The organism is Terriglobales bacterium, assembly GCA_035567895.1.
Taxonomy (GTDB): Bacteria; Acidobacteriota; Terriglobia; order Terriglobales; family Acidobacteriaceae; genus Gp1-AA112.
Window position 1 is genome coordinate 97953 of the sequence record DATMPC010000009.1, and the last position, 13746, is coordinate 111698.

The window sequence follows — 13746 nt, forward strand, 5'->3', positions numbered from 1 at the left end:
AAATTGCCTCCCATTCGTAGGCGCTATCAAGATTGAATGTGGAGATCCGGAACACTCGTAAAGGTTCCATGCGTGAGCCGAAGAATTTATGTCGCCAACCAACTCTTTCGGCCACCAAGTAGCCCCCGGATCATCTACGTGGACACCAGAAAGCGTAGAGGAATTAAGACAGAATGACGTCACCGATGCACCAGCAACGTTCACAAATGAACCCCATACCCGATTTGAATCTAGGTTGTGGATCTCTCGAATATTCGTAGCAGTCGATGGCAAAAACTCCGGCAACCATCCGTGACCTGCGTCAGCCTTGTGAGCTTCCTCGAACGAACCATAGTGGGACTCGAAGTCTTCTTTGCAGGCTTGCGTAAGCAATAAGAAGCTCCAAAGAAGCGTCCACCGCGCTAGCTTGACGATTGTCTCCAATGCTTTCGGGTTCTGACGCGCTTCGATAGCAACGGTGCTCATGGTTACCGCAGGGATTCCTCACTTCGTTCGGAATGACAACTAATTTGTCAACGCCTCCACCACGACTTCCGACGGCATTTCCTTCCCAAACTCCCCTTCCCACTTCGCGATCACCACGCTGGCAAGGCAATTGCCAATCACATTGACCGATGTTCGCGCCATGTCCATCAGCGCATCGATGCCGAGGATGATATATACCGGCCACACAGGCAGATTGAATCCGCCCAGCGTGGCCATGAGAATCACCAGGCTTGCGCGTGGAACACCGGCGACTCCTTTGCTCGTCAACATCAGCGTCACTACCAGAAGCACTTGCTCTCCAATCGAGAGTGGGTGACCAGCCGCCTGCGATACGAAGATCGCCGCCAGAGATAGATAGAGCGTGCTGCCGTCGAGATTGAAGCTGTATCCCGTGGGAATCACAAATGCGACGATCTGCCGCGGAACTCCGATCGCCTCCATAGCCTCCATGGCACGAGGCAATGCCGCCTCCGAGGTGCTGGTTGCAAAGGCGATGGTCGCGGGCTCGGCGACAGCGCGCACAAAGCGACGGATGGGGACGCGAAAAATCAATGCCACCGGCAACAGCACAAAAACAAGAAATGCAATCAATGCGAGATACAGCGTAGTCAGCAGTTTGAGCAAATTGGAAAGAACACCCACGCCAAGCTGACCGATTGTGTAGGCGATCGCCGCGCCGACTGCGAGCGGCGCCAGGTACATCACAATATTCGTGAACTTGAACATCGTCTCGGACAGGCTCTCGCAGAGCGTCAGCATCGGGCGGCGTTTCACTTCGGGAAGCATCCCCAATGCAAGCCCGAAGATCAAGGCGAAGACGACCACCTGCAGCACCTGTCCCTCAGCGACAGATTTCGCAATGTTCTCCGGGAAGATATGCAGGATCAGATCGCTCGGCGTTTGCTTCTGCGGAACAGCCGGTGCGGCAGCTTGGTCGGAGGGAACGCGCACGCCCACGCCGGCTTTGCTGATATTGATGGCGGCGAGTCCGATGATCAGAGCCAGCGTCGTGACTACCTCAAAGTAGATCAGCGCCTTTAGTCCCATGCGCCCGACCTGCTTCAGGTCAGAGTGCCCCGCGATGCCGACAACCAGAGTGCTAAAGATTAGTGGAGCAATGATGGCCTTGATAAGTCGCAGAAAGACTTGCGTGATCACCTGCAGTCCGACGGCCTGGCGAGGAAACTCGTGACCAAAAATTCCGCCGATGAGCATGCAGGCAAAGATCCACGTCATCAGCGAGCGACGGAGGACTGCATACACCAGAACCGCTCCCACCAAAGCCCATCGGGTAGTCCGAAGCAGTGCCTCCGGCAGAGGATATGTGCGCGAGATAAGAACAAAACTCAAGGCAAGTGCGGCCAAAGCCAGCACAATTCCGAGCCAGACTCGTTGGCTAAAAACACCTTTCTTGTCGATAGGCATCGAGGTGAAAAGGTATCACGAGGAAGCTTCTAAGCTGCTTAGCTTCTGAGCCTCTAAGCTAAACAACAACACCAAAAGCCAAAGCCCGCATCCCGAAAGAAATGAAGGGGACAGATTTTCCGGGACAAACTGTGTTAAGAGATCGAGTGCCATCTCAATGGATGCTGAGTAGCGAGTAAGCCAGTATTCCCTCCCACATCCGTCAGATCCGCCAAATCCGTCAAATCCGTGTTCCGATTTTGGTTTTGGTGTAGAAGCTCAAAAGCTTAGCAGCTTGGAGGCTTTCTTTCGTGCTGCTCCCGACATGAACCTTCGTAATTGCCCTTGCTGAGTCATTCCCACCCATCGGCTCACGACTCTGGCATAACTAGCGTGTCTGTATCCCCCAAAGGAAGCGCCACTCGGGTAAACCGAGAGGAGAGGAAGAAGCGACAAATTCCATGAAAAACAAACTTATTGCAATCGCAATCACAGGACTGCTGACCGCTACAGCGTTTGGCGACAGCACAACTCCAACCAAGGGGCCACACCCCATCCAGCATCGCAAGCACAACCAGCAGGCGCGTATTCATGAAGGTGTGAAGAGCGGAGAGCTGACGAAAGGCGAAGCCAAGCACCTCGAGAAGCAGGAACACGCTCTGAACAAGGAAGAGCGTCAGATGCGCAAGGAAAATGGTGGCAAGCTAACGGCAGCCGATCGGGCAAAACTCAATCGCCAGCAGAACCACCTGTCGAAAGAGATCTACAAAGACAAACACAACAATAAGAAGCGCGGATAATTCTCACAACGGGAATAAAGGGCCTCCGCCTCTGCGGGGGCCTTCGATTTTTAACGTCGCTCTTAATGAGCAAAACGGCAACATCAAAAGCCCAACACGGATTGGACGGATGTGACGGATCGCACGGATAAACCAATAGTCGAACCTGTGACTACCAGATTCGCCGGATGATGTCAGACTGGTAGGACAGAAATCCAGTGACTCCGACTTTCCGACCAAATCAGTCCGATCCGTTAGATCCGTTCAATCCGTGTTCGGATTTTGGTTTTGCTCTTAGCTCAAGAGCTGGTGCTTAGGAGCTTGCCTAAATCGCCGCGAGCGCCTGATCCAGGTCCGTGATGATGTCTTCCACATCCTCGATTCCAACCGAAATTCGCACCATACCGTCGGTCAAGCCGATTTCAGCTCGACCTTTTTCTCCGAGGGCGGCGTGCGTCATGGTCGCAGGATGAGAAATCAACGTCTCCACGCCGCCAAGTGATTCCCCAAGCGAGCAGACCCGCACTTTGCGGAGCATCTTCTGCGCGTTCTGAAACGAGCCGGTCTCGAAGGTGATCATTGCGCCAAACCCGGACATTTGTTCTTTCGCTAGCTTGTGTTGCGGATGATCCGGCAATCCAGGATAGAAGACCTCCTTCACTTTCTTGTGCCGATTCAGGAACGCCGCCACTTCCCTGCCGCTGCGGTCGTGCTGTTCCATACGCACGGCGAGCGTCTTCACGCCGCGCAGGACCAGCCAGCATTCGAATGGCGACAAAATGCCTCCGGTGCATTTCTGCACGAAGGCAAAGGTTTCTTTGTGCTGCGGCTTGGTGCAGACGAGCACACCTCCTAGGCCATCGCTGTGCCCGTTAAGAAACTTCGTCGTGGAATGCATCACGATGTCCGCGCCCAGCGGGATTGGCTTTTGGAAGTATGGCGACATGAAGGTGTTGTCGACTGACAGTTCCGCGCCGTGGGCATGCGCGATCTTCGCAATCGCGGCGATATCCGTAACGGTCATCAGCGGGTTCGTGGGCGTCTCGATGTGCACAAGTTTCGTGTTGCGCCGAATCGCTTTTTCTACGGCTTTTGAATTTGACGTATCCACATACGTGAACTCCAAGCCATAGTGAGTCAGCACTTGGTTGAAAAGCCGCGGCACACCGCCATAAACGTTCGAGCCGCAGACGATGTGGTCACCGGATTTCATCATCGTAAGCATTGCAGTGATCGCGGCCATTCCGCTGGCAAACACATGTGCGGAGGTCCCGCCCTCAAGTGCCGCGAGATTCTCTTCCAGCCGCGTACGCGTCGGATTGGATACGCGAGCGTACTCGTATCCTTTGTTCTTGCCGATCTCTTCCTGGACGTAAGTAGAAGTCGCGAAGATCGGTACGGTAACGGCGCCTGTCGAAGGGTCGGGTTCCTGGCCAACGTGGATGGCGCGGGTGGCGAAACCGCGATTAGGATTCTGGTCTTTGCTCATTGAATTTCAGGATAACAGGCAAGACGGCGCGGGAGGACACGGAGGTCACAGAGGAAAGTCAACGGCTAGAACACGGATTGAACGGATTCAACGGATCGGACGGATAAACAAGAATTTTTCTTTGTTTCGCGTTTTATAACCCGCGATTTCGCGATGGGATCCCGCAATCCAGCGATCATTCGATTACGAAATTACCCAATCTTGGTAATCCGTCAAATCCGTTAGATCCGTTCAATCCGTGTTCTAGCCGTTGACTCTCCTCTATGGCCTCCGTTTTCAAATTCCACCGTCGAAGATGTTTTTTGATAGATATCGCTCGGCGGCGTCAGGAATTACGGTCACCACGCGTTTGCCTTTGCCGAGTTGTTTGGCAATCTGCATTGCGGCGAAAACGTTCGCACCAGAGCTTGATCCGCCGAGGACGCCTTCTTTTCGAGCGAGCTCGCGTACTGTCGCGAACGCGTCATCGTCGGAGACCATGATGATGGCATCGCATACCTTGCGGTCGAAGGTTTTGGGAATAAAGCTGACACCGATGCCTTCCACTTTGTGGGGACCAGGAGGATTGCCTTGGAGGATCGATCCCTGCGTCTCGACTGCGACGGTTTGAATTCTGGGATTCTTCTCCTTCAGAAACCGGGAAACACCGGAAAAAGTTCCTCCGGTGCCGACGCCAATCACGATTGCATCAATCTGTCCCTGCATCTGATCGTAGATCTCTTGTGCCGTTGTTTCATAATGGAACTCGGGATTCGCTTGATTTTCGAATTGGAGAGCAATGAAGGAATCGGGTGTCTTCGCGGCGATTTCGCGTGCTTTCGTGATCGCTCCCTGCATACCTTCGGCATCTGGTGTGCGAATCACCTCGGCACCAAGCGCCGCCATCACCTTCATCTTTTCTTCTGAGAACTTCTCGGGCACGCAGACGATTACGCGATATCCCTTGTTCACGCCGATGAGCGCGAGCCCAATACCGGTGTTTCCGGCGGTGGCTTCGATGATCGTACTGCCCGGTCGCAGCTTTCCCTCGCTTTCGGCGCGCGAGATCATGCCAATCGCGGCACGATCTTTCACGCTACCTCCGGGATTCAGGTATTCGAGTTTCGCGTAGACTTCGGCGCTGCCTGACGGAATCATCCGTCTGAGGTGCAGCATGGGAGTTTCGCCGACGAGATCCGTAATGCTTTCGGCTACTCGCAGGTGGACGGCCTCAGTGGTGCTCATCTGGCTTCATGTTAGCGCAACTGATGGTTCAGTACCGTCTGCGGTAGCGGATGGGTGATAGACCTCACCCATTCGCTACCGCGAACGGTACTGAACTACTGTTTGGAAGCGCGTGTCTGCTGGCCTGCGTAGTAGCCACTGCGGGTGCGGACCTGCAGACGTCCGTAGCCCGGCGCATGTGCGTCGACCTTGACCTGACGAAATCCACCCTGGTCCTGGGGACGGCTTGGACGGTAATAGATCGAGTATTGATTGCGAATATCGCGGGCCACTGCGCGCGCGATCTGATCGACTTCACCCAGATCTTTGGGAAAGAAGGAGACGCCGCCGGTGTGCTGCGCTAGTGAATCGAGCGCGCGCCTCGCACGCTTCTCACGCTCCCCACCGAGAATTCCGATGGTGTAGACTACCGGCCCATTGTCGTCCTGCACGCGCCGGACGGCCTGTTCGAGCGTGTCGGTGCTGGCATTGTCTTCACCATCGGTGACCACCAACAGCACCTTCTTTTCACGACGTCCTTTTTTCACCAGGTAATCGGCGGAGGCGACCACGGCATCGTAGAGTGCAGTTCCACCTCGGGAATCAACTTGCTGCAGGCCTTCCTGCATCTTCGCGATATCGCTGGTGAGGTCGGTGTCGATGATGGCTTCATCGCTGAAGTTCACGATGAATACTTCATCCTCGGGATTGCTGCCCTTCACTAAATCGAGGGCGGCTGTGTTGACCGCCTGGCGCTTGTCGCGCATGGAACCGGAGTTGTCGACCAGAATTCCGATCGACACTGGAATATCTTCACGAGTGAAGCGAGTAATCTGCTGCGGCTGGCCGTCTTCGTACACGGTAAAGTCATTCTTGTTCAGATTGGTGACAAGTCGCGACCGCTGATCAACCACGGTGGCATGCAGCACAACCTCCTGCACCATGACAGGAATGAGGAATCCGCCGCTCTTTGTCTTCGTTACTTCTCCACTTTTGGGAGGGGGAACACTCACCGTGGGCCCTCCAACATTCGGAGGCGTAGCGGCCTCGGCTTCGGCGTTAGTCTGCGGCAGCGTTTTGCCTGACTGATCCTCCAAAGGAACGCCCGCAGCGTCGACGAGGACATTGTCTGTGCCCTCGCGGTGCACACCGGTCGGAGCGTTGGACTGCGGTTGCGCAGCCTGGGTTTGCGAGGCCGTCGCGGGCTGAACTGTCTGGCTCTGCTGCGAAATCGCCAACGCTGCAGAAAGAACCAGCAGGAACAGGGCTGTCACATGGGGCAGCTTATTCCGTAGGTGCATAGTATCCGGTTTTTGCATGTACAGTGAGTGGCGGCAGGCCCTTGGGTGCATTTAGCTTAACCTTTATCTTGCGCCACTTGCCATCCCGAGCTGCATTTGTTGGACGGTAACCAAGCACATATTGGTTGCGCAGCTCTACTCCAATCTTTGTGGCGACATCGGCCAGTTCGTTCACATCGTCCACGCGGAACATGCGTCCGCCAGTCACATCGGAGATTTCATTGAGGAGATAGGGTCCGTAGCGCTCTTCCGGGGTTGCAGCGCTATTGTCAAATAATCCGATGGCATAGACCCCAACATCGGCTTCTTTGACCAGGGACTTAATCTCGCTGTCGGTGTAGCGGCTGCGATTGTCGCCACCATCGGAGATGATGAGCAGCGCCTTCTTCTCGTGATGCGCCGATTTCATCTTCTTCATGCCCATGTAGATCGCATCGAGCAGTGCGGTCCTGCCCTTTGCATTTGCAAACACGAGCCGGCTCTGAATGTCTTCGATAGAGTTTGTGAAATCGGCCAAGAGCTCAGGCTTGTCCGCGAATCCGATCATAAAAAACTCGTCGTCAGGATTCGCCGTCTTGAAAAACTCCACCACCGCCTGCTTACTCTTCTCGATCTTATTGCCCATACTCCCGCTGAGATCGAAGATCACGCCCAGCGAAAGTGGAGCGTCCTCGCTGGAGAATGAGCGGATCTGCTGTCCCTGATTGGCTTCCGATAGTAGGAAGTTGTCCCTTTCGAGGCCCGTAACCAAACGATTCATAGGATCAGTAACGGTCACGGGAACAAGGACTAGATTTACATCGACTTTGAACTGCCGATTAGTCGTCTTTAGTCCAACCGACGGCGTGCTCACGTCTGGACTCGCAACTGCGTTCGCCGGTTCGGCCTTCGCGCGCGGGGTGATGTGAACGTCGGTGAGATCGCCAGTGCCTTGCGCAAATGTTGTAGCCGCAAAGATCGCGACGAACGCGAGGAGACTGAAAATTCTGGAAGTAACTTTGCAGGTTGATGCGAGCGCAGAGAATGTCTGCGGAGTCGTCGAACGCTTGCCGATCAGGGAAACAGAAACAGATGGCCCGCTGGTCCCGGGCATAGGTCAACCCCTATTGTTTAGGCGATACTACCATAGGCCCGAAGGCAAATTGTCTCGGGTCAGTGAGCAGCTTTCATTACATAAGATCACTTTTTTCGGCGGATGGTTACCTATTACTCTCCGCCGAAATTGGCCAGATCTGAAGTGGCCTGCTGATAAAATTCCACTGTTCAAACGAAAATTCGACTGTTCAAAATGCCAGTGAGGAGTTTAGGGTCATCCGACCCCGAGACATGGCCCTGATTTCTGCCTTTCCTGCCTTACGCTACGACCGCGAGAAGGTGCGCTTAGCCGACGTTGTCACCCAGCCTTACGACAAAATTACTCCGCAGATGCAGGACCGCTATTACCAGGCCAGCCCTTATAACCTGGTGAGAATTATCCTGGGACGCCCTGAAGGTGAGGAAACTGAGCGCAACAATCGCTATACAGAAGCCGCTGAGTGCCTCAAAAACTGGCGAAAAGCCGGTGTTTTTGCGCAGGATTCGCCCTCAATGTACGCATATTCGCAGCGATTTCTCGTACCGGGGACATCCGAGACTGTTGAAAGAAGGGGTTTTATCGCTGCTGGAACACTGTACGACTACGCGGAAAAGGTAGTTTTTCGTCACGAACAGACTTTAGCTAAGCCCAAAAGTGACCGGTTAAACCTCCTACGAGCCACGCATGCGCACTTCGGACAAATCTTTATGCTCTACAGCGACCCCGCGCAAACCATCGATTCGCTTCTGTTTGAGGACGGAAATCATGAATGGCAAGAGGTCACAGACGAGTACAAAGTGCTGCATCGGCTGCGCAGAATCGGCGATCCCGCAACCCTGAATATTGTGAAGACGGAGATGGCGGACAGAAAATTGATTATCGCGGATGGTCATCATCGCTACGAAACCGCTCTGAATTTCCGCAAAGAAGCTGCGAATACGTCGAATACATGCCTTAGAAACAATGCAAATCGCGTCATGATGACCTTCGTCAACATGGATTCACCCGGATTAGTAATCCTACCGACGCATCGCGTGGTATTCGGATTGCCAAATTTCGATGTTTCAAGCTTCGCGAAGAAGGCGAGGGAGCTGTGCGAAGTGCGCGAACTTGGCGCTCTCGATTCCGCACGGGCGGTAAGCGCGCTCGCAGAATCTGGCAAGAATGTGATCTCATTTGTGGCAGTAACCAAACAAGGAAGCTTCCTTCTGACTGCGAAGACTGGCAGCGAAATCCAGATCCCAGGCGATTTTTCTGCCCGGCAACGGAAACTCGATGTCGTCAATCTGCACTCATTACTGCTAGAAAAGACGCTGGGGATCTCACACCAACAGGTTATCGATCAGCAGCATCTTCGCTATTTACGCGGTGCTGACGAGGCGTTTCGTGCCGTTAAGAACGATGCCGAAGTGAATGTAGCGTTCCTGATGAACCCAGTCTCTATGGAGCAGATGCGCGAAATCGCCTTCGCAGGCGAAGTGTTGCCACAGAAGTCGACTGATTTTTACCCGAAATTGCTCAGCGGACTCACGATTTATTCTCTCGACAATGGATGTTGAACGCCAGAATGGGCAGTTGGCAACATGCGATAGGCAAACCAAGTGAAGTTTGACCTCCAAATTTGCTTTGCCAAGCCCGTCTCTAAAGTTCTTCGCGCTCCTAAAGCCCGAATTCGTCTATCGCCGATCGGCTATTGCCTGTTGCTCTGTCTCTACTTCCTGAGACCTGTCTCTGCCGCAGAGTCCGACAAGCTTTCCGTATACGCTCCGCGAGCGCGCTACAGCATTCCAGTCGTTAGCTTTGATGGACGGCAATACGTCGGTCTTTTAGATCTCATCGAGCCTTTAGGAACACCAGAACTGAAGCCTGAGGGCAAGAGATGGAAGCTTCGTCTTCCTGATCCGAAGGCATCGGGCAAGTTTGCTGACGCGGAAATCGAGCAAGGTAGCTCCGGAATCAAGGTTCGGGGACGACAGACCACACTCTCTGCTCCTGCAAGGGTTGAAAATCATCGCCTGCTGCTGCCGTTGCATGGCATTGGTACGGTCCTTATTCCCCTATTGGGAACGGATGTAACTTTCCACGAGTCTGCACGACGATTATTTCTTGGCGGAACGGCCTCGGCCATATCGACGGAGCTGCGCAAGGGAGAGCCCAGCATACTGGCTCTCCACTTCGCTGAAGCCGTGAATCCGAACATACATTCGGAGGGGAATGCTCTCATTCTGTCGTTCACACGCGACCCAGTAGTCTCGTTTTCGGAAAAGGAAGCTCTGAACGACAAGCTGTTCAGCTCCTCGGCGTACGAGGAAAAGAACGGAGCCGCCACTCTAACGATCAATGGGAACGCGCCCTTGCTCGCGAAGTTCGCCGAGAACGGCAGAACCATCATCATCAGTGCAGCTCCTGCCCCCCCAGCGGCGACCGCTGCGGCATCGTCGCCATCAACAGAACAACCACAAGAGTCACCGGAAGCGGCGGTGCAAGCTCCAAGCGCAGGCGAACCAGTCCTTCCGAGCGCGGTTCCTCCACCAGCGCGACGCCCCGCCACACCCGCCTTCGTGGTCGTGATCGACGCTGCACATGGCGGAAGCGACACTGGAGCGCGAATTACCCCGAATCTTCCGGAGAAAGAGATCACACTCTCACTGGCGCGAAAACTGCGCCAGGAGCTTCAGGCGCGACACATCGCAGTGAGCATGCTCCGGGATTCTGACTCGGATGTGACACTGGAACAGCGCGTCCTAGCCGCAAATCTAGCTCGGCCCTCGGTTTTCGTCAGCCTCCACGCGGAGCCCGGGGGTACGCTGCGTATCTATACTCCCGTGCTTCCTGCCTCATCCGGAACTCCGTTAGAGCGAAACACATTTCTTCCATGGCAATCGGCGCAGGGAGCTTTCTCGGCTGAGAGTAGTTCGCTAGCTTCCGCTGCGGCCGCTGCCATGGACAAGCGCAAGATGAACGCGCAGGTTCGGCCAGCCTTTCTGCAGCCTATGCATTCGATTGCCGCTCCTGCGATTGCTATAGAGGTGCCTGCTGACTCAAAAGGAGCAAAAATCCCCGAAGATCGACTTGCCGGAGCCCTGGCCGAGGCGATAGCAGAACGCAAGCCTAACGCGGGAGGAATGCAGTGATTCCGCGTAACGTTCAGATCACGCTAGTGCTGCTCTTGGTCGCGATATTCGGCAGTGGCATATACATCCTGCTGCTGCATCGGGGGACTGAAGAAAACCTTCGGCGCGCTTCTGATCAGCGTCCTGTGGCGGCGCCGGTCGCCGGTACAAACGAAACTTTGAAGCTGACGATTGCTTACGATGAAGACGGAGTATTTCGCACTCGCGACATTTCGGCGATTGTTCCACCCGAGCCCAGCGCGCGCGCGAAGAGCGTCCTTGAAGCGCTGATCGGTTATTACCTCAGCAAGCCTTCTCCACACGAGCTGGCCGAAGGATCGGCGGTGAACGGCGTGTTCATGGTGAATCAGAAGCTTGCGGTCGTCGACCTGAACCAGGCACTTGCCGAAGGACACCGTTCCGGCGTCATGGTGGAAGACTTCACAGTTATGTCGCTTATCGACACATTGGCAAGCAACCTTCCGCAATTGCAACAGGTGAAGATCCTGATCAACGGCAAAGAGCGTGAAACGCTTGCCGGCCACGCTGATATCCGAAGCACATACAGCACGGCTGCGATCCATAAGGTAGTCGCACAACTGCAATGAAGATCGGCGTCTTCGATTCGGGAGTCGGTGGTCTCACGGTCTTACGCGAACTGCTTACGGCGATTCCGCAGGCAGACTACTTGTACGTTGGCGATACCGCGCGTCTTCCCTACGGCTCTAAGTCCGCGGCGACGATCGCCCGCTACGCCGTCTCCAGCGTTCAATTCCTAGTGGAGCACGGGGCCGAATATCTGGTCATTGCGTGCAATACCGCCAGCGCGCTGGCGATGCAGGAGATTCGTGCGGCGGTTTCAGTGGAGGTCTTGGGCGTGATTGAACCGGGAGCGCGCGCCGCATCGCAGATCACCCGCAGCAAGAACGTCTCCGTAATCGGCACGGCCGCCACGGTCGCAAGCCATGCGTATCGGAAAGAGCTACAGAAGCTGGGGATTCAGGCGGTCGAGAAGGCATGTCCTTTGCTTGTGCCGCTCGTAGAAGAAGGCTGGATCGATCATCCGGTCACGGAGCAAGTTGCGAGAATCTACTTGGATGAATTAACGCACGAGCAGCAAAACACCAATGGAAATCACGCGGATGTCCTGGTACTCGGATGTACACACTATCCGCTACTCAAGCCTTTACTGCGCCGTGTATTGCCGGCAGATGTGCACTTGGTGGATTCGGCGCAGTCTACAGCTCACGACGCAGCGAAGCATCTGTCCCCCGCTGCCTCGTCGTCCCGCATCCCGAAAGTGCACTTCTTCGCCACCGACTCTGTGGACAAGTTTCGACACTTGGGTAGCCGCTTCTTAGGCACGTCGATCGACAACGTGAAATTGATAGCGTTGCCGGAGTAAAGAAGCCTCTATCGGCTGCTGAAAATAGACTGCCAAATCGAAGAACAGAGAAAACAACAGGGGAAATTTTCGAATTCAGGGGGAAATCGTCGAATTCTGCCCGAAACTTGCAAATTTTGCTTCAAGGCAGGGAAATAACAGGGAGTTCTGTGGATTTCTCGCTAGGCCGAACAGCCACCAGCCACTTAGTGGTTTTTAGTGAGGGATGCAAAAAAATAACAGGGAACTATCAGGGAACTTCTGGTGCGATGACGACTTCGCTTGGCTCTCAAAACGTCTTTGCGGTTTCGCAGCTCACTGCTTATTCCCAACACGGCTTTCTCACAGCTTCTTCACGGCAACTCTTTTTACGTGATCATCATTGCCGTAGAGCGCTGCGGAACCGTGATGCGCCAAATGCCAAGTATCGAGGATGTGAACCTTGCATAGATTGACCGCGACTGCCGGGCGTCCCAGATAGCTGATCGTAATCGCGTAGGTTGCCTCATTGATGCAATTCTCTACAGCGTCGAGTTGTTCGACCTCGCACTGCATCATGGCTGCTTTTGGTTGGAGTGGTTCGGAGTGTACTAGGGAATGGTCTGGCTAAGCAGTGGTGACCAACGCCATTGTGCGCCATAGGGTTCCACGATATTCTTCGCCAAACCGGTTCATCTTCGTATTCATGGTGGCAATGACCACCCGCACGCAAATGCAGGTAAGTTTCTGGGACTTCCCTCTTTGGCAACCGCAATACGCCAGCAATCCCTGGCCGATGGGGACTCTTTGGGACGCGTACTTTGGACTCATCCCATTTTTCGTCTGGCTCTGCTACAAACGGCTATCGACGCCGCACGCGTCCTATGTTCGTGCTCGTCATGGCACTGGGCAACATAGCCATGTCGGCTTGCGTGCTGATGCCGTTGTTCCGACTCAATCTGACGAACCGGTCGCCAATGTGATTACTCGCCACGCATGAAGCAAATCTTTCTCTACCGCAAACTGATTTTGCCGATTGTCGATTTGCTGCGCCAGGGCATTACTCCGGAGAAGATCGCGCTGAGTCTTGCCATCGGCATTTGTCTCGGAGTGTTTCCCCTCATCGGCAGCACCACTGCTCTCTGCACTCTCGCCGCGATCTTATTTCGCTTGAACCTGCCCGCAATACAATTGGTGAACTATCTCGTCTATCCACTGCAACTGGTGTTGCTGATTCCCTTCATTCGTTTCGGCGAAGTACTATTTCGCGCTCCGCACGCGTCGTTGTCGTTGACCATCATCTTTGAATCCATCAAACGCAGCACCTGGCAAACCGCCAAGACCTACTGGGTCTCCGGCTGGCATGCAATGATCGCGTGGTGCCTGGTTGGCCCTCTTGCGATCTGGATTTTGTATCTCGTGCTTGCTCCCGCCCTGCGCCGTCTCGCTGCCGTCAGCGACAGCGCGGTGAAACATAAGCAGTCATCCGGGGTGAGTGCATGAGTGATTTAAAGCAACCTCTCATGCCAGCCG

The 13746-nt window shown here is 54.5% G+C and carries 13 protein-coding genes; 7 read left to right on the forward strand and 6 right to left on the reverse strand.

The window, feature by feature from the left end; genetic code table 11:
* Positions 1-504 precede the first annotated feature (504 nt).
* Positions 505-1911: a cation:dicarboxylase symporter family transporter gene (locus tag VNX88_02255; protein HWY67454.1), complete on the reverse strand. Its 1407-nt coding sequence runs from the start codon at positions 1909-1911 to the stop codon at positions 505-507.
* Between the two features lie 440 nt (positions 1912-2351).
* On the opposite strand from VNX88_02255, the gene VNX88_02260 reads away from it, so the two are divergent.
* The gene (locus tag VNX88_02260) at positions 2352-2690 is read left to right on the forward strand and encodes a hypothetical protein (GenBank protein ID HWY67455.1); all 339 of its coding nucleotides are present in this window, start codon (positions 2352-2354) and stop codon (positions 2688-2690) included.
* Positions 2691-2994: 304 nt separating this feature from the next.
* Here VNX88_02260 and VNX88_02265 read toward each other — a convergent pair whose 3' ends face one another.
* The 4 genes from VNX88_02265 to VNX88_02280 all read right to left on the reverse strand — a co-directional run bounded on the left by VNX88_02265 (position 2995) and on the right by VNX88_02280 (position 7755).
* Complete coding sequence (locus VNX88_02265) at positions 2995-4158, reverse strand: PLP-dependent aspartate aminotransferase family protein (GenBank protein HWY67456.1); 1164 nt, start codon at positions 4156-4158, stop codon at positions 2995-2997.
* A 276-nt stretch (positions 4159-4434) separates the two neighbouring features.
* Positions 4435-5382, reverse strand: coding sequence for a cysteine synthase A (gene cysK, locus VNX88_02270; GenBank protein HWY67457.1), 948 nt, complete (start codon positions 5380-5382; stop codon positions 4435-4437).
* Positions 5383-5477: 95 nt separating this feature from the next.
* A complete protein-coding gene (locus VNX88_02275) occupies positions 5478-6662 on the reverse strand; it encodes a VWA domain-containing protein (protein ID HWY67458.1) in 1185 nt (394 codons plus the stop codon).
* The gene (locus tag VNX88_02280; protein ID HWY67459.1) at positions 6646-7755 is read right to left on the reverse strand and encodes a VWA domain-containing protein; all 1110 of its coding nucleotides are present in this window, start codon (positions 7753-7755) and stop codon (positions 6646-6648) included. The genes VNX88_02275 and VNX88_02280 overlap by 17 nt, the downstream gene beginning before the upstream one ends.
* Before the next feature lie 233 nt (positions 7756-7988).
* On the opposite strand from VNX88_02280, the gene VNX88_02285 reads away from it, so the two are divergent.
* From VNX88_02285 to murI, 4 genes are read left to right on the forward strand one after another with little or no spacing between them, the layout of a single operon-like run.
* Positions 7989-9296 (forward strand): DUF1015 domain-containing protein, encoded by a 1308-nt coding sequence (locus tag VNX88_02285; protein HWY67460.1) that lies wholly within the window; start codon positions 7989-7991, stop codon positions 9294-9296.
* Positions 9297-9338: 42 nt separating this feature from the next.
* Complete coding sequence (locus VNX88_02290) at positions 9339-10871, forward strand: N-acetylmuramoyl-L-alanine amidase (GenBank protein ID HWY67461.1); 1533 nt, start codon at positions 9339-9341, stop codon at positions 10869-10871.
* Positions 10868-11458 (forward strand): GerMN domain-containing protein, encoded by a 591-nt coding sequence (locus tag VNX88_02295; GenBank protein HWY67462.1) that lies wholly within the window; start codon positions 10868-10870, stop codon positions 11456-11458. The genes VNX88_02290 and VNX88_02295 overlap by 4 nt, the downstream gene beginning before the upstream one ends.
* Positions 11455-12255, forward strand: a complete 801-nt coding sequence (murI, locus tag VNX88_02300) for a glutamate racemase (GenBank protein HWY67463.1) — start codon at positions 11455-11457, stop codon at positions 12253-12255. The genes VNX88_02295 and murI overlap by 4 nt, the downstream gene beginning before the upstream one ends.
* A gap of 321 nt (positions 12256-12576) precedes the next feature.
* Here murI and VNX88_02305 read toward each other — a convergent pair whose 3' ends face one another.
* A complete protein-coding gene (locus VNX88_02305; protein ID HWY67464.1) occupies positions 12577-12792 on the reverse strand; it encodes a hypothetical protein in 216 nt (71 codons plus the stop codon).
* A gap of 58 nt (positions 12793-12850) precedes the next feature.
* Between VNX88_02305 and VNX88_02310 the strand changes: the two genes are divergently transcribed.
* Positions 12851-13213 carry a hypothetical protein gene (locus VNX88_02310; GenBank protein ID HWY67465.1) on the forward strand — a complete coding sequence of 121 codons (363 nt, stop codon included), beginning with the start codon at positions 12851-12853 and terminating at the stop codon, positions 13211-13213.
* Positions 13210-13716: a DUF2062 domain-containing protein gene (locus VNX88_02315; protein ID HWY67466.1), complete on the forward strand. Its 507-nt coding sequence runs from the start codon at positions 13210-13212 to the stop codon at positions 13714-13716. Before VNX88_02310 ends, VNX88_02315 begins: the two co-directional genes overlap by 4 nt.
* The last annotated feature ends 30 nt before the right edge of the window (positions 13717-13746 follow it).